Annotated in this window: 22 protein-coding genes; 13 read left to right on the forward strand and 9 right to left on the reverse strand. The window is 68.8% G+C overall.

Annotation, left to right across the window (positions count from 1 at the left end):
* Positions 1-32: 32 nt before the first annotated feature.
* A complete protein-coding gene (locus tag BR07_RS0111835; RefSeq protein ID WP_027505630.1) occupies positions 33-473 on the reverse strand; it encodes a MarR family winged helix-turn-helix transcriptional regulator in 441 nt (146 codons plus the stop codon).
* Between the two features lie 73 nt (positions 474-546).
* Here BR07_RS0111835 and BR07_RS0111840 point away from each other — a divergent pair, with 73 nt between their 5' ends.
* The 6 genes from BR07_RS0111840 to BR07_RS0111865 all read left to right on the forward strand — a co-directional run bounded on the left by BR07_RS0111840 (position 547) and on the right by BR07_RS0111865 (position 10,947).
* Positions 547-2,361: an ABC transporter ATP-binding protein gene (locus tag BR07_RS0111840; protein WP_081821243.1), complete on the forward strand. Its 1,815-nt coding sequence runs from the start codon at positions 547-549 to the stop codon at positions 2,359-2,361.
* Positions 2,362-2,497: 136 nt separating this feature from the next.
* Entirely contained in the window at positions 2,498-2,944 is a 447-nt protein-coding gene (ssb, locus tag BR07_RS24300; RefSeq protein ID WP_051613327.1) for a single-stranded DNA-binding protein, read from the forward strand.
* A gap of 142 nt (positions 2,945-3,086) precedes the next feature.
* A complete protein-coding gene (gene ettA / locus BR07_RS0111850) occupies positions 3,087-4,766 on the forward strand; it encodes an energy-dependent translational throttle protein EttA (protein WP_027505632.1) in 1,680 nt (559 codons plus the stop codon).
* Between the two features lie 154 nt (positions 4,767-4,920).
* Positions 4,921-9,786 (forward strand): NAD-glutamate dehydrogenase, encoded by a 4,866-nt coding sequence (locus tag BR07_RS0111855; protein ID WP_027505633.1) that lies wholly within the window; start codon positions 4,921-4,923, stop codon positions 9,784-9,786.
* Positions 9,787-9,847: 61 nt separating this feature from the next.
* Positions 9,848-10,279, forward strand: a complete 432-nt coding sequence (locus BR07_RS0111860; RefSeq protein WP_027505634.1) for an acyl-CoA thioesterase — start codon at positions 9,848-9,850, stop codon at positions 10,277-10,279.
* Positions 10,276-10,947 carry a hypothetical protein gene (locus BR07_RS0111865; protein WP_442970320.1) on the forward strand — a complete coding sequence of 224 codons (672 nt, stop codon included), beginning with the start codon at positions 10,276-10,278 and terminating at the stop codon, positions 10,945-10,947. The genes BR07_RS0111860 and BR07_RS0111865 overlap by 4 nt, the downstream gene beginning before the upstream one ends.
* A gap of 21 nt (positions 10,948-10,968) precedes the next feature.
* Here BR07_RS0111865 and BR07_RS0111870 read toward each other — a convergent pair whose 3' ends face one another.
* The gene (locus tag BR07_RS0111870) at positions 10,969-12,582 is read right to left on the reverse strand and encodes a glycoside hydrolase family 13 protein (RefSeq protein WP_027505636.1); all 1,614 of its coding nucleotides are present in this window, start codon (positions 12,580-12,582) and stop codon (positions 10,969-10,971) included.
* 214 nt (positions 12,583-12,796) lie between these two features.
* Between BR07_RS0111870 and BR07_RS0111875 the strand changes: the two genes are divergently transcribed.
* Positions 12,797-13,228, forward strand: a complete 432-nt coding sequence (locus BR07_RS0111875) for a cupin domain-containing protein (RefSeq protein ID WP_027505637.1) — start codon at positions 12,797-12,799, stop codon at positions 13,226-13,228.
* A 10-nt stretch (positions 13,229-13,238) separates the two neighbouring features.
* Here the strand turns inward: BR07_RS0111875 and BR07_RS0111880 are convergent, their stop codons facing one another.
* A complete protein-coding gene (locus tag BR07_RS0111880) occupies positions 13,239-13,634 on the reverse strand; it encodes a globin (protein WP_037185780.1) in 396 nt (131 codons plus the stop codon).
* Positions 13,635-13,654: 20 nt separating this feature from the next.
* Positions 13,655-14,608 carry a mechanosensitive ion channel family protein gene (locus tag BR07_RS0111885; RefSeq protein WP_027505639.1) on the reverse strand — a complete coding sequence of 318 codons (954 nt, stop codon included), beginning with the start codon at positions 14,606-14,608 and terminating at the stop codon, positions 13,655-13,657.
* Positions 14,609-14,844: 236 nt separating this feature from the next.
* Here BR07_RS0111885 and BR07_RS0111890 point away from each other — a divergent pair, with 236 nt between their 5' ends.
* The 3 genes from BR07_RS0111890 to BR07_RS0111900 are packed head-to-tail and all read left to right on the forward strand — an operon-like array spanning position 14,845 to position 16,330.
* Positions 14,845-15,567, forward strand: a complete 723-nt coding sequence (locus BR07_RS0111890) for an HNH endonuclease (protein ID WP_231476311.1) — start codon at positions 14,845-14,847, stop codon at positions 15,565-15,567.
* 18 nt (positions 15,568-15,585) lie between these two features.
* Complete coding sequence (ctaJ, locus tag BR07_RS0111895) at positions 15,586-15,861, forward strand: aa3-type cytochrome oxidase subunit CtaJ (protein ID WP_261769336.1); 276 nt, start codon at positions 15,586-15,588, stop codon at positions 15,859-15,861.
* Positions 15,848-16,330, forward strand: a complete 483-nt coding sequence (locus BR07_RS0111900) for a DUF5130 family protein (protein WP_027505642.1) — start codon at positions 15,848-15,850, stop codon at positions 16,328-16,330. The genes ctaJ and BR07_RS0111900 overlap by 14 nt, the downstream gene beginning before the upstream one ends.
* A gap of 82 nt (positions 16,331-16,412) precedes the next feature.
* Here BR07_RS0111900 and pepN read toward each other — a convergent pair whose 3' ends face one another.
* A complete protein-coding gene (gene pepN / locus BR07_RS0111905) occupies positions 16,413-18,995 on the reverse strand; it encodes an aminopeptidase N (RefSeq protein WP_027505643.1) in 2,583 nt (860 codons plus the stop codon).
* A 188-nt stretch (positions 18,996-19,183) separates the two neighbouring features.
* On the opposite strand from pepN, the gene BR07_RS0111910 reads away from it, so the two are divergent.
* The gene (locus BR07_RS0111910; protein ID WP_027505644.1) at positions 19,184-19,795 is read left to right on the forward strand and encodes a DsbA family protein; all 612 of its coding nucleotides are present in this window, start codon (positions 19,184-19,186) and stop codon (positions 19,793-19,795) included.
* Positions 19,796-19,834: 39 nt separating this feature from the next.
* On the opposite strand, the gene BR07_RS0111915 is transcribed toward BR07_RS0111910, so the two are convergent.
* Complete coding sequence (locus tag BR07_RS0111915) at positions 19,835-20,545, reverse strand: DUF429 domain-containing protein (RefSeq protein WP_231476312.1); 711 nt, start codon at positions 20,543-20,545, stop codon at positions 19,835-19,837.
* 16 nt (positions 20,546-20,561) lie between these two features.
* On the opposite strand from BR07_RS0111915, the gene BR07_RS0111920 reads away from it, so the two are divergent.
* Entirely contained in the window at positions 20,562-21,059 is a 498-nt protein-coding gene (locus tag BR07_RS0111920) for a ribose-5-phosphate isomerase (RefSeq protein WP_027505646.1), read from the forward strand.
* 39 nt (positions 21,060-21,098) lie between these two features.
* Positions 21,099-21,896 carry an Fpg/Nei family DNA glycosylase gene (locus BR07_RS0111925; RefSeq protein WP_027505647.1) on the forward strand — a complete coding sequence of 266 codons (798 nt, stop codon included), beginning with the start codon at positions 21,099-21,101 and terminating at the stop codon, positions 21,894-21,896.
* Between the two features lie 110 nt (positions 21,897-22,006).
* Here the strand turns inward: BR07_RS0111925 and BR07_RS27360 are convergent, their stop codons facing one another.
* Genes BR07_RS27360 through BR07_RS24305 form a run of 3 tightly spaced genes read right to left on the reverse strand, consistent with a single transcriptional unit; the run spans position 22,007 to position 25,229 of the window.
* Positions 22,007-22,822, reverse strand: coding sequence for a hypothetical protein (locus BR07_RS27360; protein ID WP_027505648.1), 816 nt, complete (start codon positions 22,820-22,822; stop codon positions 22,007-22,009).
* 37 nt (positions 22,823-22,859) lie between these two features.
* Complete coding sequence (locus BR07_RS0111935; protein WP_051613383.1) at positions 22,860-23,876, reverse strand: iron-containing redox enzyme family protein; 1,017 nt, start codon at positions 23,874-23,876, stop codon at positions 22,860-22,862.
* An 18-nt stretch (positions 23,877-23,894) separates the two neighbouring features.
* Positions 23,895-25,229: an EAL domain-containing protein gene (locus tag BR07_RS24305; protein ID WP_197027782.1), complete on the reverse strand. Its 1,335-nt coding sequence runs from the start codon at positions 25,227-25,229 to the stop codon at positions 23,895-23,897.

Consider the following 25,229-nt stretch of genomic DNA (forward strand, 5'->3'; position numbering starts at 1 on the left):
CACAGTCACCGGATCCGGTGCAGAGAACCGTGTCAGACGCGGTTCTCTGCACCGGATTCGTCGTGGATGCGAGTGAGCAGGTCGGTGAGGGTCGCTCGGTCGTCCGCGCTCAGGCCGGCGAACATCGCCTCGGACGCGCTGCGCTGCGCCTGTGCGATGGTGTCCGCGAGTGCCCGCCCCTCGTCGGTGAGGTCGAGGAGAACCGCGCGACGATCGGTGGCATCGGCGTGCCGTGCGACGTAGCCGGCCGACTCCAGCGCGTCGACGACATCGGTTGCCGATCGGGGTGCGATGCGTAACCGTTCCGCCAGATCTCCGGGCCGAAGTGGTCCCGCCGCGCCGGACAGCACGCGCAGTGCCCGTCCGTGTGAGGGCGAGAGTCCGAAAGGTTCGAGTGCGGCCATGTGGCGGCGCCGCATCGACCTGGCCACCATCATGACCAGATCGGCCGGGTCCTTCTCGTGGGAATGCACGGGACGATACTAGCGTTGCAGCGGTCGACCTCATAATGAGGTAACCTCAGTTCTACCCGATCAGGGAGGTCATATGCGTTCCTCCACCACACCGGCAAGGCCGGTGCAGTCCCCCGTGACATCTGCGGACCACCAGCCCGCACCGCTCGGGCGCGTCGTCGCCCTCTTCCGGCCCTATCGCGGCCGGGTCGCCGCGGTGAGCGCGGTCATCACCCTCAGCGCCGTCGTGGCACTGGGATCGCCGCTGCTCCTGCGCGACATGCTCGATCACGCCATCCCGAACGCCGACGTCACGCTGGTGACGATCCTCGCGGCCGGCATGATCGCGATCGCCGTCGTCACCAGCTGTCTCGGCGTCGCCCAGACCTGGATGTCCAACAGCATCGGGCAGGCCCTGATGCATCAGCTCCGCGTGCAGGTCTATTCGCACCTGCAGCGTCAGTCGCTCGGCTTCTTCGCGCGCACCCGCACCGGCGAGGTGCAGTCGCGCATCGCCAACGACATCGGCGGCATGCAGTCCGTCGTCACCAACACGGCCACGTCGATCGCTCAGAACGCGACCACCGTCATGGCCACCGTCGTCGCGCTCTTCCTGCTCGACTGGAAACTGGCCCTCTTCTCGCTCGCCATCCTGCCGGTGTTCGTCCGCATCGCTCGGCGGGTCGGCGACGAGCGTCGCCGTATCTCCACCGTGCGACAACGCCTGCTCAGCGATCTGTCCGTCCAGGTGGAGGAGTCGCTCTCGGTGAGCGGCATCCTGCTGGGCAAGACGACCGGCGCGTCGTCGGTCCTCACGAATCGGTTCACCGAACGCTCGTCCGAGGTCGCCGACGTCGAACTCCGCTCGATGATGGCGGGCAAGTGGCGCATGGCGACCATGTCGATCAGCTTCGCCGCAATGCCGGCCCTGGTCTACTGGTTCGCCGGCATCACCATCGGCAACGGCAGCGCGTTGACGGTGGGAACGCTGGTCGCGTTCACCACCCTTCAGACTCAGCTGTTCCGCCCCACGATGATGCTGCTCAACACCGGCGTCGAGGTGCAGAGCTCCCTGGCTCTGTTCGGCCGAGTCTTCGAGTACCTCGATCTCCCGGTGGACATCGACGAACCCGCCGTACCGACGCCGATCGATCCGACGGCCCGACGCGGTGAGGTGCGCTTCCGCCACGTGGGCTTCGACTATCCGGGTGCGGCACATCCGACGCTCACGGACATCGACCTCACGGTCCCCGCCGGGAGCACCCTGGCGATCGTGGGAGCGACCGGCGCCGGCAAGACGACACTCGGGTATCTGACGGCGCGGCTCTACGATCCGACGTCCGGGTCGGTCGAGGTCGACGGTGTCGATCTCCGCGATCTCTCGCTCGCCGACGTGTCTGCGACGGTCGGGGTGGTGTCGCAGGAGACCTATCTCTTCCACGACACGATCCGCGAGAACCTCCGCTTCGCGCGGCCCGACGCCACCGACGCGGACATCGAGAATGCCGCTCGCACAGCGCAGATCCACGATTTCATCGCCTCGCTCGACGACGGCTACGACACGATGGTGGGGGAGCGTGGCTACCGGTTCTCCGGCGGCGAGAAGCAGCGCCTCGCCATCGCGCGCACCGTACTGCGCAACCCGCCCGTCCTCGTTCTGGACGAGGCCACCAGCGCCCTGGACACCACCACCGAACGTGCTCTCGCCGACGCGATCGACCAGCTCGAGCAGGACCGCACCACCATCGTGGTGGCCCACCGACTCTCCACCGTGCGGTCGGCCGATCGCATCGTGGTGCTCGATCACGGGCACGTCGTCGAATCGGGAACCCACGACGAGCTCGTCGCCCGCGGCGGTGCCTACGCCGCACTGCTGGAGGCGTCCGGCGACTCGCTGGTCACTGCCTGACCACTCCTCTTGTCAACCCCCGCGGCGCTCCTGTGGACGGCCGTCCACAGGTGCTCGCGGGCCCTTCTGTCCGCGCTGCGAGCGGCGCAGAGTCGGGGGCGCGGTCGGTACCGGATCGACTGCGAGAGGGGGAACGATGTACGAGTCGTATCTGACCGTGGTGGGCACCGTCATCACCGATCCGATCAAGCGCACCACGCCGTCCGGCGACGAGGTGCTCAGCTTCCGCGTGGCCAGCAATTCGCGCCGCATGGACCGCGAGAGTGGGGAGTGGCAGGACGGGGACACGCTCTACGCCTCGGTCAGCTGCTGGCGACGTCTCGTGTCGGGGGTCGGAGCGTCGCTGATGAAGGGCGATTCGGTCATCGTCTTCGGGCAGGCGCACACCAACGAGTACACGACCAAGGAGGGCGTGGGCCGAGCCGATCTCGAGATCCGAGCCACCGCGGTGGGACCCGATCTCGCTCGGTGCCACGTCAAGGTGGACCGGCCGCGTCAGGCGGCCGAGCGGCAGGAGTCCGGCGAGACCGTCGCCGAGGCCGCGGTGGACACGGCGGAGCCCGAGCCGGTGCCGGTGGGCTGACCGCGAACGGTTTCACGGGCACCGGTCGGTCCCGGTAGACTTCCGCGTCGAGCACATCTCCCAGTTGTCGGCCCCGTCGTCGGCATCTCAGCCGGCGCGATCCGCCCGGCACACACGCTGGTGAGCACATCGAGAGGAACTCGTGGCGGAATTCATCTACACCATGAAGAAGGTGCGCAAGGCGCACGGCGACAAGGTCATTCTGGACGACGTGACGATGAGCTTCCTGCCGGGAGCGAAGATCGGCGTCGTCGGCCCCAACGGCGCCGGCAAGTCTTCGATCCTCAAGATCATGGCCGGGATCGACCAGCCCGGAAACGGTGAGGCGTTCCTCGCGCAGGGCGCCACCGTCGGCATCCTCATGCAGGAGCCCGAGCTCGACGAGAACAAGACGGTTCGCGAGAACGTCGAGGACGGTCTCGGCGAGACGATGGTCCAACTCAAGCGGTACAACGAGATCGCCGAGCTGATGGCCACCGACTACTCCGACGAGCTGATGGAGGAGATGGGCGAGCTGCAGGAGAAGCTCGACCACGCCGACGCGTGGGAGATCGACTCGCAGCTCGAGCAGGCCATGGACGCACTGCGCTGCCCGCCGCCGGACGAGGGTGTGACCCACCTGTCCGGTGGTGAGAAGCGTCGTGTGGCGTTGTGCAAGCTGCTGCTGAGCAAGCCGGACCTGCTGCTGCTCGACGAGCCCACCAACCACCTCGACGCCGAGTCGGTTCTCTGGCTCGAGCAGCATCTGGCCGCGTACCAGGGTGCCATCCTGGCCGTGACCCACGACCGGTACTTCCTCGATCACGTCGCGCAGTGGATCTGCGAGGTCGACCGTGGTCGCCTCTACCCCTACGAGGGCAACTACTCCACCTACCTGGAGAAGAAGGCCGAGCGTCTCGAGGTCCAGGGCAAGAAGGACCAGAAGCTGCAGAAGCGCCTCAAGGACGAACTCGCCTGGGTCCGCTCCGGCGCCAAGGCTCGCCAGGCCAAGAACAAGGCACGTCTCGATCGCTACGACGAGATGGCGGCCGAGGCCGACAAGATGCGCAAGCTCGACTTCGACGAGATCCAGATCCCCAACCCGCCGCGCCTCGGCGACGTCGTGGTCGAGGTCAAGAGCCTCGACAAGGGCTTCGACGGCCGCGTGCTGATCAAGGACCTGTCGTTCACGCTTCCGCGAAACGGCATCGTCGGTGTCATCGGCCCCAACGGCGTCGGAAAGACCACGCTCTTCAAGACCATCGTCGGTCTCGAGGAGCCGGACGGCGGCGAGGTCAAGATCGGTCAGACGGTCAAGCTGAGCTACGTCGACCAGAACCGCTCGGGCATCGACCCGGCGAAGACGGTCTGGGAGACGGTGTCGGACGGCCTCGACTTCATCACCATCGGTACGCAGGAGTTCCCGTCGCGGGCGTATATCAGCTCGTTCGGGTTCAAGGGCCACGACCAGCAGAAGGCTGCCGGCGTGCTGTCCGGTGGTGAGCGCAACCGCCTGAACCTGGCGATGACGCTCAAGCAGGGCGGCAACCTGATCCTGCTCGACGAGCCCACCAACGACCTGGACGTCGAGACCCTCGGTTCACTGGAGAACGCCCTCGAGGAGTTCCCCGGTTGCGCCGTCGTGATCTCGCACGACCGGTGGTTCCTCGACCGGACGTGCACGCACATCCTGGCGTGGGAAGGTGGCTTCGGCGACAACGAGGCCGCTTGGTACTGGTACGAGGGCAACTTCGAGGGCTACGAGGCCAACAAGGTCGAGCGCCTCGGTCCCGACGCCGCTCGCCCGCACCGCGTGACGCACCGGAAGCTCACGCGCGACTGAAATGTACTGGTAAGTAACCTATTTTCATCGCACGCCACGTCACCGCGGTGTTCGGCTCCCGGCCTCGCGAGGCTAGGGTCGGGAGCCGAACCCCACGGACAACGTCGCCCCGACCGGTGGATCCGCCGCTCGTGGTGATCGAAAGGCGACAGCGATGACTTCAGCGGGAGAGCACTCCGAGGCGGCAACGGCGCCGAACTCGGTGCTCGATCGGGCGGACGACCTCCGCGCGGTGTACTTCGGGCACGTCGATCTGGACGTGTTGCGGACCACCACGGGAGCCGACCCGACCGCGGTGGTGCACCGACATCTGGAGCTCGCCGAGCGTCGTGATCCCGGCGTCGCCTCTCTCGCCCTGCACCGCGGACCCGACAGCACCGTCGGCGTGGCCCTGCAGATCGTCACCGACGACATGCCGATGCTGGTCGAGTCGGTCACCGCCTGGCTCACCGGAGCCGGCATCGCGGTCGTCGAGGTGGTGCACCCGATCCTGCGCGTCGTGCGCGACGAGTCCGGCGCGCTCCTCTCCATCCGAGGCGGAGCCACCCCGTCCGATGTCGAGACCGGCGATCTCGCGGACGGCAGCATCCTCGAATCGTGGATCCACGTGGCTCTGCACCCCGCGGCGAGCGAGGAGGCCTTCGCCTCGCTCGAGAGCTCGCTGGCCGACGTGCTCGCCGACGTCCGTCGCGTCGTCGACGACACCGAGGCCATGCAGCGTCGCCAGCTGGAACTGGCCGATCGTCTGGAACGACCACGCCGCGGAGACGCGGACGGAACCGAGTCCGTCACCCCCGAGGCGCGGCACGACGCCGCCCGCCTGCTGCGGTGGTTGTCCGAGGGCAACTTCCGCGTGCTCGGCAGCCGCCGGTACACCGCGACGGAGGCGGGTCTCGAACCCGTCGCCGAGTCCGCGCTGGGCATCCTGCGATCCGACGATCCGGGCGCCGTCGCGGGCTTCGACCTGCCGATCGACCGAGTGGTCGCTCGCGAGGACCTTCTCGTGCTCACCCGCGCCTCGAGCTCCACGTCGGTGCACCGCGCCGTGCACCCCTACTTCGTCGGTGTCCACGACCTGGACGACGAGGGAAACACGGTGGGAGAGCACCGGTTCACGGGGCTGTTCACCATCTCCGCACTGCACGGCAACGTCCTCGACATCCCGGTCGTGGGTGATCGCGTGCGCACCGTCATCGAGCGCGCCGGGCACACCCTGTCGTCGTACTCCGGCCAGGCCATGCTCGAGTCGATCCAGTCCTTCCCGCGCACCGAACTCTTCTCGGCGGACAGCAGGTCGCTCTTCGACACCATCTCGGCCGTGGAGCGCAGTGCCCTGCGCCGCGAGGTGCTGCTCTTCCTGCGCCGCGACGGGTACGGCCGGTTCGTGTCGGCGCTGGTCTACCTTCCGCGCGACTCCTACACCACCCGCCTGCGTCTCGAGACCCGCAGGATCCTGCTGCACGAGCTCGGCGGTACCGACGTCGAGTACGAGGCACGCGTCTCGGACAGCCCACTCGCGTTGGTGCACTTCACTGTTCGCTTCGACGGACAGAGCGCGGACGCCGTCGACGTCTCGGACGCCAACCGCGACCGCATCCGGGCCCTGATCGCCGACGCCACCCGCACGTGGGATGACGCTCTGCGTGAGGCGGCCGCGGCCGACCCGTCGGTGTCGCCCGACAACGCGGCGCGCTATGCCGTCGCCTTCCCCGAGGCCTACAAGCAGGACTTCGACGCGGACCGGGCGCTCGTCGACATCGCTCGACTCGACGCGCTCGTCGGCGACGACATCGACATGTGCCTGTACCGCCCGCGCGACGCCGAGGCGGGTCACTGGCGTTTCTCCCTCTACGTGACCGGCAGCGAGGTCTCGCTGAGCCAGGTGCTGCCCGTCCTGCAGAGCCTCGGTGTGGAGGTGGTCGACGAGCGGCCGTACGCCGTGGTGCGCAAGGACGGAACGCGCTGCTGGATCTACGATTTCGGCCTGTCCGCGGAGCCCGAGGTCATCGAGGGCGCCGAGAACCAGACGAGTGTGGTCAGCCGACGATTCACCGACGCGTTCGCTGCCGTGTGGAACGGCCACGCGGAGGCCGACCGCTTCAACGAACTGGTTCTGCGGGCCGGTCTCGAGTGGCGCCGCGCGGTGGTGCTGCGGGCGTACGCGAAGTACCTGCGCCAGGCCGCATTCCCTTTCAGCCAGACCGGCATCGAGGGTGTTCTCCTCGCCAACCCGGTGACGGCTCGACTGATCGTCGACCTGTTCGACGCGCAGTTCGATCCCGCCTCGGCGTCCGAGGAGCGTGCCGACGAGATCGCGTCGGAGCTCGCCGAACTGATCGATCAGGTGGTCAGCCTCGACGCCGACAGGGTGCTGCGTGCCCTGTTCACCCTCGTGCGAGCGACGCTGCGCACCAACCACTTCGTCGTCGACGAGCAGGGTCGCGAGCGCGATTTCCTGTCCCTGAAGTTCGACCCTCGCGGCATCGACGTGCTGCCCAAGCCGCGCCCGCGTTTCGAGATCTTCGTGTACTCGCCGCGCGTCGAGGGCGTGCACCTGCGCTTCGGCACGGTCGCGCGCGGTGGTCTCCGCTGGTCCGACCGGCGCGAGGACTTCCGCACCGAGGTGCTGGGACTGGCCAAGGCGCAGGCCGTCAAGAACGCGGTCATCGTGCCGGTGGGGGCGAAGGGCGGCTTCGTCGTCAAGCAGCCGCCGTCTCCGACCGGCGATGCTGCGACCGACCGCTCCGCGACCACCGCCGAGGGGAGAGCCTGCTACCGCATGTTCATCGCGGGGCTGCTGGACGTCACCGACAACCTCGACCGCGCCACCCGCGCCGCGATCCCACCGCAGCGCGTGGTGCGACGTGACGACGACGACTCGTACCTCGTGGTGGCGGCGGACAAGGGCACTGCCACGTTCTCCGATCTCGCGAACGAGGTGTCCGCCGAGTACGGCTTCTGGCTCGGTGACGCCTTCGCCTCGGGCGGGTCGGTGGGGTACGACCACAAGGCGATGGGCATCACCGCCAAGGGTGCCTGGGAGAGCGTGAAGCGTCACTTCCGCGAGTACGGCATCGACACGCAGTCCGACGAGATCACCGTGGTCGGTATCGGTGACATGAGTGGCGACGTGTTCGGCAACGGGATGCTGCTCAGTGAACATCTCCGCATCGTCGCCGCGTTCGACCACCGGCACATCTTCCTGGATCCCGCACCCGACGCGGCCGCCTCCTTCGCGGAGCGACGGCGACTGTTCGAACTGCCGCGCTCGTCGTGGGCGGATTACGACACCTCCCTGATCAGCAGGGGTGGCGGAGTACACGAACGCACCGTGAAGTCGGTACCGGTCAGCGCCGAGGTGCGCGCGGCTCTCGGACTGGCGGACGACGTCACCGCCCTGTCACCGCCCGAACTGATGCGCGCCATCCTCACGGCGCCGGTGGACCTGCTGTGGAACGGCGGCATCGGCACCTACGTGAAGTCGCGCACCGAGAGCGATGCCGACGTGGGCGACAAGGCCAACGACCCGGTGCGCGTGAACGGTGCGGACCTGCGGGCGCGCGTGGTCGGAGAGGGCGGCAACCTCGGGGTGACCGCGCTCGGCCGCATCGAGTACAGCGCCGCGGGCGGCAAGATCAACACCGACGCCGTGGACAACTCCGCCGGCGTCGACTGCTCCGATCACGAGGTCAACATCAAGATCCTGCTCGATTCCACCGTGACGTCGGGTGACCTGGCCGCAGAGGACCGGGAGTCCCTGCTGGCCTCCATGACGGACGAGGTGGGCGCCCTCGTTCTCGAGGACAACGTCGCGCAGAACGAGCTGCTGGGTGTCTCACGGGCACACGCCCCCGAACTGCTGGGCGTCCACGCTCGACTGATCGCCGACCTGGTGGCGTCGGGCCGGGTGGACAGGTCGCTCGACGCGCTGCCGACGAAGTCGGAGATCTCGCGGCGCCTGCAGAACGGCCTGGGTCTCACCTCGCCCGAGCTGTCGACTCTCATGGCTCACGTGAAGTTGGCGCTGCAGGAAGACCTGCTGGCATCGGATCTGCCGGACAACGACGTGTTCGCCCCGCTCATGACGGACTACTTCCCGACGCCGTTGCGCGAACGTTTCGCCGGTGCCATCAAGGCGCATCCGCTGCGCCGGGAGATCGTGGCCACGCGGGTGGCGAACGAGACGGTCGACCACGGCGGCATCACCTACGCCTTCCGCCTCGCGGAGGACTCGGGAGTCGGGAGCACGGACGCGGCGCGAGCGTTCGCGGCGACGAGCGAGATCTTCGGTCTGCACGACATCTGGGCCGCGATCGCCGCGGCCGACATGCCCACGGACGCGTCCGACGAACTGGTGCTCGAGTCTCGTCGCCTCCTCGACCGAGGATCCCGCTGGCTGTTGTCGAACCGGCCGCAGCCCATCGCTGTCGGTGCCGAGATCACGAGGTTCGCGCGCAAGGTGCGGATCCTGGAATCGCAGCTTCCGACCTGGCTGAAGGGTCGGCAGGCACGCAGCGGACTCGACCGTGCCACGTCCGCCATCGAGAAAGGCGCACCGGAAGAGCTCGCGCACAGAGTGTTCCGGCTCCTCGACGTGTTCTGCCTGCTCGACGTCATCGAGACGGCGGACATCGCGAACGAGGACGACGAGGTGATGGCGAGCCTCTACTACGCCCTCAGCGAGCACCTCGGCATCGACTGGCTGCTGTCTGCAGTGTCCACGCTCGAACGCGGCGACCGCTGGCACTCCCTGGCGCGGTTGGCGTTGCGGGACGACCTGTACTCGTCGCTGCGTGCCCTCACGCTCGACGTGACGGGCGGCGGCGAACCGGGGGAGACGGCGGACGAGATGATCGCCGACTGGGAGTCCACCAATGCCTCCCGGCTCGCTCGTGCCCGAGCGGCCCTGACGGAGATCGGCGAGTCCGGAACGCTGGATCTGGCGACGCTCTCGGTGGCGGCGCGGCAGATCCGCAGCATGGTGCGAGGGGCGGGTGCGCGGACCGACGTCTCGCGTTGACCACGCCCGGGGGACGGACGTGCCCGGCCCGGCGCCGGGCCGGGCCGGATAGGTTGGGGGAGTGACAGACGACGAGCTCATCGGCTTCCACTGCCCCGTCGAGGTGCGCTGGTCGGACATGGACGTGTACCAGCACATCAACCACGCACGCATGGTGACGCTGCTGGAGGAGGCCCGCATCCCGTGGCTCATGGCCGACGGTGTCCCCACCGCGACCCTGCGGAACAGTGCGGTGATCGCCGACCTGCACGTGCGCTACCGCGGCCAGTTGCGCCACGAGGACACGCCTCTCGACGTGTTCATGTGGGTGGAGCAGTTGCGGGCCGTCGACTTCACGGCGGGATACGAGGTGCGCCCGCACGGCGCACCGATGAGTACTCCGCCGGCCATCGTGGCGTCGACGCAGATCGCAGCCTTCGACATCGACACCCAGCGCCTGCGCCGGCTGTCCGGCGACGAGCGTGAGTACCTGCAGCGCTGGCAGCGGCCGTGACGGGTGCGCTGGCCGAGCGGTCGGTGACCGTCCCGGACTCGCGGGACCGGGACGATCTGTCGACCTTCCTGACCCACGCCGCGCGGCTCGACCCGGGCGCGGTGGTGCGCCTCCGGCGCCGCGGTGACAGTCACGTGGTCGCGTGGATCGAGACCGGATTCGACGTCCTCGCCGCCCGCGTGATCCGCGCCCGGGTGCTGCCGTCGGACGTCACCGTGGCCGCGGACGGGCTCCTCTCGGCGATGCGATCCGCCGGACCTGCACCGTTCGATCCCGGCTTCGGCATGGACTCCGCCTGGCGCGGTCCGGTGCCGCCGGACGTTGGGTGGACCCATGTGGACGACGTCCCCGGTCCGGTGTTCGTGGAGCTGGCCGAGCGTGGTGTCGCCCTGGCCCGCGAACACGGAACCGATCACGGCCCGCCCGTGTCGCTGCTCGATCAGGGCGTGGTGACCGTCGAGGCCGACGGCGAGGCGGTGCCCGTGTCGATGCGCATGATCTTCGCGCTCAACGCCATGAAGTTCGTGCCCACGGTGTCCGACTCGTCGCGGAGTGCGGACGACGCGCGCGTCCGGGTGCGAATCGCTCGGTCCTGGATCCGGCTCGACGCCCGCTACGGATCGGTGTTCCGCAGCCGGGGCGCCACGATCCCGCTCATGGTGTCCTGACCGACCCGCACCGCGACTCGCTCAGACGAGCCAGGCCGCCGCGTCGGCCGGAAGCAGCCCGTCCTGCAGCGGTGCGCTGGCGAGCAGCAGCGCTCCCGGCGGCAGGGTGATGGGCTCGGACGTGGTGTTCAGAGCGCAGATGACGCCGCCGCGGCGCCGGAACGCCAGACACCCGGGAGGGCTCCCGTACCACTCGACTCCGGGCTCGCTGAACTCCGGCCGCGCGGCCCGCAGGCTCAACGCCGTCCGATAGAGGCTCAGCATGGACTCCACGTCCTCGAGTTGGCTCTCCACGGTCAGCGGGGCCCACTCGGCGGGAATCGGCAACCAGGTCTCCCGCGCCGTCGAGAATCCGAACGGCGGCTCGGTGCCCTCCCACGGCAGCGGGACGCGGCACGCGTCTCGTCCGCGTTCCTGGCCGCCGGATCGGAACCAGGCGGGATCCTGCAGAGCGGAGTCGGGGAGGTCCGCGTTGGGCAGCCCGAGCTCGGAGCCGTTGTAGACGAACACGACACCGGGGAGCGCCAGCAGGACCAGGGCCATCGCGCGTGCGCGCTGCAGACCCTGCTCACCTCCGCCGTACCGGGTGACCTCGCGGTCGACGTCGTGGTTGGACAGGGTCCACGTCGGCGTGCCGCCGACACGGTCGACCGCGTCGAGCGAGTTGTCGACGGCGTCCCTGATGGCCGAGGCGTCGAACGCGGACTCGGCCAGCCGGAAGTTGAAGCCCAGGGTGAGCTCGTCGGGACGGATGTAGCGACTGAAGCGTTCGTTGTCCTGGACCCACACCTCGCCGACCGTCATCGCGCCGTCGTACTCGTCCACGACCCGGCGGATGGCGCGGTGGATCTCGTGCACCCCGTCGTCGTCGAAACGGGGGTCTCCGTCCTCGTTGCGCATCAGCTCGTTCACGGACAGATCCATGTCCGGGAGATCCGCCGGCTTGGCCATGCCGTGGGCCACGTCGATGCGGAACCCGTCGACACCGCGGTCGAGCCAGAACCGGATCGTCGCCTCCAGGTCGGCGAGCACCTCGGGTTCGGTCCAGTTCAGATCCGGCTGCTCGGGCGCGAAGATGTGGAGGTACCACTGACCGGGTGTGCCGTCCGCCTCGGTGACGCGGTGCCACGCGGGACCGCCGAAGATGCTGGGCCAGTTGTTCGGCGGCTCGGAGCCGTCGCCCTTGCCGTCCCGGAACACGTAGCGGGCCCGCTCCGGGCTCCCGGGCGCCGCGGCCAGAGCGGCCTGGAACCATTCGTGCTGATCGCTCGTGTGGTTCGGCACCAGGTCCATCGTGACCTTCATGCCCCGCGCGTGCGCCTCCGTCACCACGGCGTCCATCGTCTCGAGAGATCCGAACAGCGGATCGATGTCGCGGGGATCGGACACGTCGTATCCGTGGTCGACCATCGGCGACCGCATCACCGGGCTGAGCCAGAGTGCATCGACGCCGAGCAGTTCCAGGTATCCGAGCTTGTCCCGGATGCCACCCAGATCACCGATCCCGTCGCCGTCGGAGTCCGCGAACGAGCGGGGGTAGATCTGGTAGAAGACGGCGTCGGACCACCAGGGGGCCGGGGCGGACGGGCCGTCGGCGGGGGACGGGCCGGCAGACGCGTCGATCGGAGTGCTCACAGGCGCAATAGTGCCAAAGGCCGAGCCGCGAGGGGCGGTGCGCCCGTCACCACGACCCCTCCGGCCTGCCCGGCTCCCACGAGAATCACCACGCGTCCGCTGTTCATGCCATGGGGAGGTCAAGAAAATCGGAACGATCGGCGTGAAAACTACCCAAAGTTTGTTTGGTGGGGTATTTTCAGGCGGAACTTCAAGCGACGGTAAAGGAACCTCCATGACGACTCCTGTTTTCGAAGCCGTGAGTCTCGACTCCGTCGAGCTCCTGCCGGCTCCGATCGATCCTTCGTGGATCCTCGAGGGTGCTCCCGTCGCGCGCAGCGGTCAGTGGTCCTGCAGCCCGGACACCACCACGTCGTCGTGGGTCTGGGACTGCACCGCCGGCACCTTCAACTGGTACTTCGAGCAGGACGAGACCATCCACGTGATCGAGGGCGAGGTCGTCGTCCAGTCCGCGGGCAACGAGCCCCGCGTGCTCCGCGCCGGGGATGCCGCTCTGTTCTACGCCGGCACCTGGGCCGAGTGGCACGTGCCGCACTACGTGCGCAAGCACGCCATCCTGCGCCCGCACATCCCGCGTCCCCTGTGGTTCGCGATGCGTGTCGCCCGCAAGCTGCGGGGCAAGGGTCGCCCCGGCGCCCTCGGCTGAGCGCGCAGCACTACAACGGCGAGTTCACCATCGAGTTCGCCGCCATCTCGATGTAGTCGACGAACTGCTGTCGATGCACATCGTCCATCGTGTCCGAGTCGATCGACGCCAGGGCCGTGTGCATCGCGCGCAGCCAGGCGTCGCGCTCGAACGGCCCGATGACGAACGGCGAGTGCCGCATCCGCAGACGCGGGTGGCCGCGCTCGTCCGAGTAGGTACGCGGACCACCCCAGTACTGCTCGAGGAACATGCGCATCCGGGACTCCGCCGGGCCCAGGTCCTCCTCCGGGTACAGCCGCCGCAGAATCTCGTCCCGCTCGACCTCGGCGTAGAAGCGCGCGGTCAGGGTGCGAAACGTCTCCGCACCGCCGACCGCGTCGTAGAAGGTCTGTGCCGGCTCGGTCATGGCTCCATTGTTCTCCACGATCACGTGCTCATACTCGGGGCGGGTCCGAAGGGCCGCCCGTTGGGGTAGGGCGCCGCGATGCCGGACTCGTCGAAGGCGTCCAGGATCTGACGATGCAACTGGCGCTGCACGGCCCACTGCCGGCCGGGTCGGACCTTGATGGTCAGGCGCAGCGTCACCGTGTCCGACGTGACGGCGTCGACGCCGAGCATCTGCGGGGCCTCGAGAATGTCCTCCTGGAACTCGCCACGCTCGATGGACTCGCGCGCCGTGCGCTCGGCCACCTCGCACGCGACGTCGATGTCGGCGGAATGACTGACGGGGAGGTCCAACACCGCGACGGCGTGACCCTGGCTCATGTTGCCGACACGCAGCACCTCGCCGTTGCGGACGTACCAGAGCGTCCCGGAGATGTCGCGGACCGTGGTGACCCGCAGGCCCACGGTCTCGACCGTGCCCGATGCCTCGCCGAGATCGACGATGTCGCCGACTCCGTACTGGTCCTCGAGCAGCATGAAGATGCCGGAGAGGAAGTCGCGGACGAGGTTCTGCGCGCCGAAACCGAGCGCGACACCCACGATGCCTGCGGACGCGATGAAGGGGGCGACGTTCACACCGACGATGGAGAGCGCGGAGAGCACGAACCAGACCAGGATGCCGACGGAGACCGCCGACTTGAGCACCGAACCGATGGTGCGGGCGCGCTGGTTGCGGCGCTCGTTCAGGATGGTGGTGGTGACGCCGGCGGGGGCACGTTCGCGCAGCGGCCTCAGCAGGGGCGGTTTACCCGCAGCGCTGCGACCCGCGCCGGGTGAGCGGCTGGTGAACCGGTCGATCATGCGGTGCAGGATGTAACGCAGAACCACGGCGAGCAGGGCGTACCCCAGAACCTGGAGCGGGCGTTGGATCAGCCAGTCGCGACCGGTGTCGGAGAGCGAGAGGGCGAGGACGTCGTTCGGGTCGAAGGAATACACCCGAAAAGTCTACGGATCTCCTCGGCGCACGCCACCTGTCACCACCCGTCTCGGCACCCACCCCGCCACCCGTGCGGGGGGACACCCGGAGTTCACCGCGTGGCCGTCGGCCGGACCTCGAATGAGCGTGCGAACGGCACCGATTCGTGATGCACTGTGGTTGGTCTTCACGTGCGGGCGGTGGCTGTCGCAAACCAGTGGTAGTCGCGCCGCGCGCAGTGGTCACTGGAGGTGGCATGAAGAAGAGCGGGACTGTCGCGAAGGTTCGGGCCGGGCATCGACAACTGTCGCCCACCGACGCCGTGCAGGGCGGCGCGTCGGGGGCGCGACCCCAGTCCGAACACCCTGTCGTCTTCGGCGGCGCGTCGTTGCACGCCGTCACCGATCACTCCGATCCGGCCGACGTCGACGGGCACCTCGATCACGAGGACGCCGTCCCCGCCTGGGTGAAGCGGCGCGTACTCCTCCTGAACGCCACGTTCGAACCACTCACCGCGCTGCCCATGCGGCGTGCCGTCGTCCTGCTGGTCTGCGAGAAGGCCGTCGTGGTGCACGACGACGACGACGGTCCCGTCGTTCACTCGGCGGACATCGCTCTGCAGGTGCCGTCGGTCATCCGCCTCCGCTCGTACGTGCGGGTGCCCTACCGGGCGCGCATCCCGATGACGCGGGCGGCTCTGATGCATCGGGACCGTTTCCGGTGCGCGTACTGCGGTTCCAAGGCCGAGACCATCGACCACGTGGTGCCGCGCAGTCGCGGCGGCGGTCACTCCTGGGAGAACTGCGTCGCGTGCTGCGCTTCCTGCAATCACCGCAAGGCGGACAAGATGCTCAGCGAGCTGGGGTGGACCCTGCGCGCCGCGCTGGTCCCGCCGAAGGGTCCGCACTGGCGACTGCTCGCGAGCATCAAGGAACTCGATCCCACCTGGCTGCCGTACCTGGGTGAGGGCGCGGCCTGACACCCGTCCACTAAGGTGATGGGCGTGAGCATCCTCGAAACCGCGCTGATCTTCGGACTGATTCCGTTGGCACTGTTCCTCGCGCTCTTCGTGTTCGCGAAGATCACGTCGACCGATCCCGCGCCGCGTCCCGCCCCCTACCGACTCGGGCAGCAGTGGGACCACGCCCCGGTGCTGTGGTCGGCCACGGACGAGGTGACGCCGTACTCGCAGCACGCTGCGCATTCGACACACGCCGAACTCACCGCGGGTTCGGCTTCGCTGGTAGGAGGCCGGGCAAGTGGCAAGTGGTGAACTCTCGACCCGTCGGATCGACGAGGAGAACCTTCCCGTCGGCCATGTGGTGACCGCGAGCGGTCGAGTCTCCGGTGTGCACCAGGTGGGCACCGTCAACCCCGACCTGTCCCCGTTCGCGACCGACGAGCTGATCCAGCTCGACGAGTCGCTCATCGAGGCCACCCGCCGTACGGGCATCCGCTTCAACGTGCTGGTCGGTGACCTCGGCTCCGACACCGCCGCGGGTGCGGACGCCGCTCTCGCGGGAACGCCCGAGGCCGAGTACTCGGTGCTCATCGCGGTCTCACCGAACCAGCACGCCATCGAGGTTCGTTCCGGTCGAGGCGTCGCCCATCTCGTCGACGACCGCATCGCGCAGCTCGGTATCACCGCGGCCACGGGATCCTTCCGTGACGGCGACCTGATCGACGGCCTCGTCGCCGCCGTGCGCGTCATGAGCGCGGCGATCACCGGCCCGTCCGCCTGACACGGCGCCACCCCGGCACAGAGACAAGGGCCCATCATCCGCGAGGATGATGGGCCCTTGTCCGTGCGCGAGTCAGGTGCGGTCAGGCACCGTCCGCCGCTCGAGCGGCGAGCGACCGCACCACGGACGCGCGACCCTCGACGACGAGGCGCGCGAGGGCCGGCGGGTGGTCGCCCGCGAGGAACTCGTCCGCCGCCGCCACCGACTGCTCACTGATGGACCAGGTCGGGTACAGACCGACGACGACGGTCTGCGCGACCTCGCTGGAACGACGTGCCCAGACATCGGAGATGGCGTCGAAGTAGCGGGAGACGAACGGCTCCAACAACTCTCCCTGGCCCGCACCGGGAAACGCGCCGATGATGGCACGTGCGGTGATGTTGGGTAGGGAGTCGTTGTCGATGACCGTGGTCCACGCCTCCTCCTTGACCGAGGCCTGCGGGCGGGCAGCTCGTGCCGCCGCCGCGTTGCGGGCACCGGCCGCGGTGTTGTCCTTCTCGGCCTCGGCGTCGATCACGGGTGTGTCGGACCCCGCGTCGATCGCGCCGCTGCGAGCCAGAGCGGTGACGAACCGCCAGCGCAGATCGGTGTCGACGGTGAGGCCGCCCAGATCCTGGCCGTCCACGTCTCCGTCGAGCAGCGCCTGCATCACTGTCGTGTGGCGCTCGGCCAGCACGGACGAGGCCAGCGCGTTGACGTAGGCCAGCTGATGATCCGACCCACCGTCGGCCGCGCGCGCCAGCTCGAGGAGGCGGTCGGCGAACTCGGGCCATCCCGTGGACTGCGCCCACCCCGGCTCGGCGTAGCTGCCGAGCGCGGTCTGCGCCTGCAGCAGGAGCCGCTGCACGACTCCGACCTCGGTCTCGGAGGTGATGCCGCGCTGCACCAGTGCGACGAAGTCGCGTGCCTTCAGATCGGCCTGCCGGGTCATCTCCCACGCCGCCGACCACGCCAGGGTGCGAGGAAGCGACTCGGTGATGTCGCCGATGCGCGCGATGAGCGTCTCGAGCGAGGTTGGATCCAGCTGCAGCGAGCAGTACGTCAGGTCGTCGTCGTTGACGAGCACCAACCGACCGGCGGGCGTGCCCACCAGCGCGGGAACCTCGGTGCGCTCCTGCGGCTCGACGTCGAGCTCGACCCGCTGGGTGCGAGTGAGCGCGCCGGAGTCGTCACCGTCGTAGATGCCGACGGCGATGCGGTGCACGCGGCGCTCACCCTTGCCGGGTGCCGCGGCCCCCTGCACGACGGAGAAGGACGAGTAGTTGCCGTCGTCGTCGATCTCGAATTCCGGTGTCAGGGTGTTCAGGCCGGTGGTGCGCAGCCACTGATCACCCCAGTCCGACAGGTCGCGACCGGACGAGGCCTCGAGAGCCGACAGCAGATCCGAGAAGGTCGCGTTGCCGAAGGCGTGGTCGCGGAAGTAGCTGCGCAGGCCCGCGAGGAAGTCCTCGAGCCCGACGTAGGCGACGAGCTGCTTGAGGACGCTGGCGCCCTTGGCATAGGTGATGCCGTCGAAGTTGACCTCGACTGCGGCGAGATCGGGAATGTCCGCGGCGATGGGGTGCGTCGACGGCAACTGGTCCTGGCGGTAGGCCCAGCTCTTCTCGACGTTCGCGAACGTGGTCCACGCGCTGGTGTACTCGGTGGCCTCCGACTGGCAGAGCACCGACGCGAACGTGGCGAAGGACTCGTTGAGCCACAGGTCGTCCCACCACCGCATGGTCACGAGATCGCCGAACCACATGTGGGCCATCTCGTGCAGCACGGTCTCGGCGCGGCGCTCGTAGGAGTAGCGCGTCACCTTGGACCGGAAGACGTAGTCCTCCAGGAAGGTCACCGCGCCGGCGTTCTCCATGGCGCCCGCGTTGAACTCGGGCACGAACAGCTGGTCGTACTTGCCGAAGGCGTACGGGACACCGAAGTTACGGTGGTAGAACTCGAAGCCCTGCTTGGTCTCGGTGAAGAGGCGATCGGCGTCCATGTACTCCGACAGCGATGCGCGGCAGTAGATTCCGAGCGGAATGGTGCCGTGGTCGTCCGAGTAGGAATCGGTCCACTGCGCGTACGGGCCGGCGATGAGCGCGACGAGGTAGGTGCTCATCACGGGAGTCGTCTCGAACACGTGCGTCGTGGCACCGGACGCCTCGGAGGTCTCCGCGGCAGCCGCGTTGGAGATGACGGCCCAGTCCCTCGGTGCCGTCACCGTCACGTCGAAGGTCGCTTTGAGATCCGGCTGATCGAAACACGCGAACATGCGCTTGGCGTCCGCGGTCTCGAACTGGCTGTACAGGTAGACGGAGCCGTCCGACGGATCGACGAAGCGGTGCAGGCCCTCACCGGTATGGGAGTAGACGCACTCCGCGACCACGGTGAGCTCGTTGTGCTCCGCGAGGTCGGTGAGCGCGATGCCCGTCGACTCGTCGTAGGAGGAGACGTCGACGTCGGTTCCGTTGAGCGTCGCGGAGCTCACCGAGGCGGCGACGATGTCGACGACACTGGAGGCTCCGGCGGTCGCGTCGAAGGTGACGGTGGTGGTCGAGGAGAAGGTCTTCTCGCCCGGGCCACCGGCTCCGTCCGTCAGGTCGAGAGTGATGGAGTAGTGCGTGACCGTGAGCAGCGAGGACCGTTCCTCTGCCTGGTCCCTGGTCAAATTGGGGGCAACCACGTGCACCCTTTCTGTCGATTTCTTCTGCCACCGCCGAACTGCGGTCGCGGCTGTGTCCATCCCATCATGACGCCGGTCGCCGCGGGCGGGTAGAACAGGTGTGCAGAGTTCGTGTCACCGGCCCACTGTGCGGGACGCTCCGCAGACCAGCCGAACACCGAGCACTACCCGACGACGAAAGGACCGACGTGAGCGATAGCAAGGACGTGGCAGATTTCTGGTTCGACCCGCTCTGCCCGTGGTGCTGGATCACCTCGCGCTGGATTCTCGAGGTGGCGAAGGTTCGCGACATCGAGACGAACTTCCACGTCATGAGCCTGGCGGTCCTCAACGAGGGACGCGATCTTCCCGACGAGTACCAGGACATGATGAAGAAGGCGTGGGGTCCCGTCCGCGTCGCGATCGCGGCCGCGCAGGAGAAGGGCGACGAGATCCTCGCGCCGCTCTACACCGAGATGGGGACGCGAATCCACAACGAGGGCAACAAGGACTTCCCGGACGTGATCCAGAAGTCGCTCGCTGCACTGGACCTCCCGGCCTCGTTGGCCGAGGCGGCCGCGAGCAGTGAGTTCGACGACGCGCTGCGCAAGAGCCACCACGCGGGAATGGACAAGGTGGGCAAGGACGTCGGCACGCCGACCATCCACGTCAACGGTGTCGCCTTCTTCGGTCCCGTGCTGTCGAGGATCCCGCGCGGCGAGGAGGCCGGCAAGCTGTGGGACGCGTCGGTGATCTTCGCGTCGTACCCGCACTTCTTCGAGCTCAAGCGTTCTCGCAACGAGGACCCGCAGTTCGACTGAGTCGACCGCGCACCCCGTCGGTGATTCCGGCGGGGTGCGTCAGACCACGATGAGGTCGGGACGGCCGCGGCGATCGCGAGTGCCGTCCCCGAACTCCAGTGCCTCGCCGCCGAGCCAGCGACGCGCGGACCAGGCGGCCGCCACCGCGTCGAGTACGTCGTCCATCGCGGGCCCGTCCTCGATCGCACTCGTGGCCTCCAGCAGCGCCGGCACGTCCACCACCACCGAGAGTGCTTGCAGCCGTTGCGCGATGCCGCGGGCTCGTTTCTTCGACGTGAAGCGGGTGGCGGGGGCGAGTGCCCGGAACGACGATTCCGGGTGCACCTCGATCACCCGCGCGATGTCGGGGTCGGCCGCGTCCCAGGCCCGGATGTGGTCGGTGAGGTACCAGGACTGCTTGCTGATGGCCTTGCCCGTGCGGGCGCGGGCGATCACGCAGGCGTCCTCCCAGGAGGCCGCCCACACCGCGTCGCGTACCGGCGTGGGGAAGAGCGACGATCGCGCCGGGCCCAGGAACGTCCGAACCTGGAGTTCGCTCGCCCGCACTCCGGCGTCGGGAACGGTCAGCGGCATGTCGACCCCGACGGCCGCGCAGTCCCGGGTGGTGTCCAGGACGGCCGCGACGGTGTCGACCAGGGTCAACGACACTCGTCCCTCGTGGAGGCGAGCCACCACCCACCGGCCCGCGGCGCCGTCCACCCCGGCGACGGGGCCCCACCCGCACGGTGGCGTCGGGGCGGAGGGGGGCACCTGTCAAACTCTAGCCATGCGCGTATACCTGGGTGCCGATCACGCCGGCTTCGAGTTCAAGAATCAGATCATCGACCACCTGCGGGAATCGGGACACGAGCCGATCGACTGCGGTGCGTTCACGTATGACGCGGTGGACGACTACCCGGCGTTCTGCATCGAGGCGGCTCGCCGCACGGTCGCTGACCCGGAGAGCCTCGGACTGGTGCTCGGTGGCTCCGGCAACGGTGAGCAGATCGCGGCCAACAAGGTCCCCGGCGCGCGGTGTGCTCTCGCCTGGAGCGTCGAGACGGCCCAGCTCGCGCGTCAGCACAACAAGGCGCAGCTGATCGGCATCGGCGGCCGCATGCACACGCTGCCCGAGGCGCTCGCGATCGTGGACGCGTTCCTCGAGACCCCGTGGTCGGGCGAGGAGCGCCACCAGCGCCGCATCGACATCCTGTCCGAGTACGAGCGCACCGGCGACGCGCCGGCCGTTCCCGGTGCACCCTCGGCCGACGGCGGCTCCGAATAAGAGGGTCCGCACCACAGCCCGAGTAGTCAGGTACCACCCATGCCCGAGGGGCACACTCTCCATCGTCTGGCGCGACTGCACCAGAAGCGTTTCGGCGGCCAGGTCATCGAGGTGTCCAGTCCGCAGGGACGTTTCGTCGACGGCGCCGAGTGGGTCTCCGGGCATGTCCTGAAGCGCGCCGACGCCTGGGGCAAGCATCTGCTCCACCGGTACGACAACGGGGCGATCGTCCACGTCCACCTGGGGCTGTACGGAAAGTTCGGCGAGCAGTCCGTTCCCATGAAGGAGCCCGTCGGCCAGGTGCGGATGCGCATGGTGGGGGAGGAGTACGGCACCGACCTGCGCGGCCCCACCCGCTGCGAGATCTTCGACGACACTCAGGTCGACGCGCTGGTGGCGCGCCTGGGTCCCGATCCGCTGCGCAAGGAGTCCGACCCGGAGAAGGCCTTCCACCGGATCCACAAGTCGGCCATGGCGGTCGGCGCGTTGCTGATGGAGCAGGACGTCATCGCCGGCATCGGCAACGTCTACCGAGCCGAGCTGCTGTTCCGGCACCGCGTGAGCCCGTTCCGCACCGGCAAGCACCTCGACCACGAGGAGTGGGACGAGATGTGGACGGATCTCGTCGAGTTGATGAAGGTGGGCGTGCGACGCGGGCGCATCATCACGCTGGACAAGGAACACGACTCGGGCACCGGGTCGCGAGGACCGGGACGCCCGCGTTCCTACGTCTACAAGCGGAACGGCCAGCCGTGCCTGATCTGCGGCACGACGATTCTCACCGCGGACATGAAGGGCCGCAACCTCTTCTGGTGCCCGACGTGTCAGGCGACGTGAGGTCGGTCGAGCGCTGATCCGTCCGCACACGTTCCGGGGGCGCGCACCCGGTTCCGCTGACTGGACGGGGTGCACGGCACCGGGGGTGTGCGGACCGGCGCCCGTGGAGGTCAGAAACCTCCGAAGTCGCCGCCGCCCCCGAAGTCGCCACCACCGCCGAAGTCGCCACCACCGCCGAAGTCGCCACCACCGAAGTCGCCCCCGGCATCGCCGCCCATGTCGCCGCCACCGTCACCCGTGTCGCCGCCCATGTCGCCGCCGTCGCTCATGTCGGTCCCGTCGCCCTCACCGCTGGCGAAGTTGTCCGCCCCGTAGCCCACGCCGGCCATCCCGGAGAACATCGCGGAGAACAGGAACATGGATCCCATGCCCCACGCGCCGGCCACGAGGGCGGGCTTCCACCACGGCTCGGAGTACCAGCCCGCAGGGACGGGGCGACCCGCCACGCGTCCGCCGGGGTAGTAGTTCGGCGTCTTCTCGGACGGTCCGGGGCTCGCGGTCACGGCCCGACCCTCGTAGTCGACGGTGCGTTCCTCGGTGACCTCGCCCGCGGACTTCTGTCCGTCGATGGTGGGGACCTCGGGGCCGGGGTCCATGCCCATCGCCAGCCGGGCAGCGCGGATGTAGTAGAGCCCTTCCAGCGCAGTCTGTTTGGCCAGACGCGCCTGGGTGGGGGACTGCGCCTGATCGATCTGTGAGCCCGCGGCCGTGTAGCGCTCGGACGCGTCGGCCAGAGCCTGCTTGGAGGCAGTGTCCGAGCCCACCAGGTTGTACACCTGGCCGCCGAGGCGCTCGATGGCCTGACGCGCGTCGGCCTTGGCGTCGTCGAGCGACTCGAGACTCCGTCGGCCGGACCTGCGCTGGGACACGACGACGACGCCGACGACCAGAGCCACGACGACGATGATCAGGAGCAGAGGTTCCATGGTCCCAGTGTACGGAGAGTCCGGTTCCGGTCGCGGATCACGACGCGGGGCGCAGCGACTCCCGGCCGTTGCTCCACGCGTCCATGAGATGGTCCGCCAGGACGTTCTCGACATGGTCGATGGCGCGCATCCCGAAGACGACGTCCGCCTCGAGTTCCGGTTCGCGCGCGACGAGGTCGCCCACCACGTCGTGTCGCATGACCTGCTCGTGCACCGCGTCCGCCTCGACGTGCTCGGCGTAGAACGCGACACACTCGGCCGGGAACTCCAACCGCTGCAACGCTTTCACCAGCCGCTGCGATCCGGGTGAGGAGGTGATCTCGGTCGCGGCGAGGTGTCCGACGGCGGCACCCCGCAGCGATCGGTGCAGACCGAACATCGACATCAGGTTGACCGGTGCGAGGGTCGGTGCACCCACCCGGTCGAGGTAACCGAGGTAGGTCGCGTCGAGTCCCGCCGCTGCCAGGAGGTCGCGAAAGAGGTTCTGGTGCATCCGGCTTCCGCGCCCGCCGCCGAATTCGTCGAACTCGACGGCGACGTAGGAGGCCTTGGCCTGACCCTGCAGCCGCGGGATCGTCCACGCGTGGGGGTCGGCCTCCTTGAGGTGGTACAGCGACCGGTGCGCGAGGTACTCCCGCATCTGCTCGGCGGTGCCGGTGTCGCGGAGGTGGAAGGACGGGCCGGACCCGTCGACGTGCTCCGTCGACAACAGGTCCATCTCGTCGGCCGCCGAGCCGCCCACCGTCACGTGCGCACGGACGTCGGCGAGGAATGCGCTCTCCATCTCGGCACGCAGACGCAGGAGGTCGGGATTCCACTCCCAGGCGTCGTCCACACCGGGGAGCCCGCGGTAGTGCAGTTCGTAGCAGAGGTACAACGCGAGATGAAGGTCGTCGCCGTAGGGATCGGCGTCCGTGAGGGGGGCGACGACGCTGCCCGCGTCCGACGGGGACTGCACGAGTGTGGACAGGACGGCGGAGGACAGCGGCCCACGCGCCGTCGGCAGCGCGGCTGCGGTCGGCGGGGTCGAGGTGGTCGGGGTGTCGTTCAGCATCGCGGTCACCTCGTCCGACTACCCGTTTCGACCGTGTCCGAACATGCGCGGCGGTCGCTGGGGTCCGAAGACGGGCAGCGGACCCGATCCGGGTTCGGTCGGTACGGGCGTGGTGCGGCGGAGCAACAGGGTGGCCGCGTCGAGCACCAGTTCGCGGTCGTACGTCAGGCGGTAGTCGAACACCGGGTCCGACTCGGTCGATCCGTCGCCGTCCGTTTCGGCTCCGATGACGGCGGCGGTGAAGTGCGGGCTCACGACGATCACCGACAGTTCCCGCAACAGCGGGTCCGCGGCGGGCAGCCTCATGGTGTGCAGGCCGGGCACCGGCGGTGTGGTCGCGGCGCCGCCTCGTCCGAACAGGGCGACGAGCGTCCCAGACGCGGCGAGGTGCGCGGCCTGATGCATCTGCTCGGCGGACACCTCGAACGAGTGCGGAACCGTGGCCAGCACGATGGTCGACGGTCCGGTGGCCGCCGCGTGGAGCGCGAACTGGTCGATGATCGTGGAGAGCAGGGACAGACGCCCGCGGCGGATGCCACCGGTGGCCGCGGCGAGTGCGAAGGGCGTCGGCGCGGACGGCATGCGGTGGGTGAGCCCGACGGCGAAGGGGGAGTCCGACGGCAGGTCGGCGGCGGTCGGGCCGGCGTGTGGCTCACGGCGCGGCAGCGGAGCGGGCGTGCCGAAGAGCCAGCCCTGGCCGAGAGCAGCGCCCATCTCACGCGCGAGATGGAGGTGTTCCTCGGTCTCGATGCCCTCGGCGAGGACCACCGCGCCCGTGCGGTCGGACTCCGCCGAGACCGCCGCGAGCACCCGCGCGGTGTCCGCCGTCGCCCGCTGCTGGGTGAACGTCATGTCCAGCTTGATGATGTCGGGCCGCAGGAACGGCAGCAGGGCCAGGCTCGCCGTCTCGGCTCCCATGTCGTCCACCGCCACGAGCCACCGTCGGTCGCGCACTCGTTCCACTGCCTCGAGCAGCGATGCGGGGTCGGCGAGCAGGTCACGTTCGGTGATCTCCACGACCACCGACAGTCGCGACGCCTCGGCGAGCAGAGCGGCCACCCCCGCGGGAGGCGCGAGGTTCATCGCGCTGGGTTCCATGTTGACGAACAACTGCAACCCGGTCGGCAGATTGGCCTCCAGCGCCCCCCGGAGCGCACTGACGCGGCACATCCAGTCCAGCTGACCGACGGTCCCGTGCGCACGCGCCGACTCGAACAGTGCAGCGGGTGACTCCCAGGGTGTGCCGACGGGGCCGCGGGCGAGGGCCTCGTAGCCGACCAGCGCGCGCGTCGAGAGGTCGACGACGGGTTGGTAGAGGGAGTGGACCGTCAGGCCTGCGGGGATCTCTTCCAC

Origin of the sequence: Rhodococcus sp. UNC23MFCrub1.1 (assembly GCF_000686025.1) — a bacterium.
Classification (GTDB): domain Bacteria; phylum Actinomycetota; class Actinomycetes; order Mycobacteriales; family Mycobacteriaceae; genus Rhodococcoides.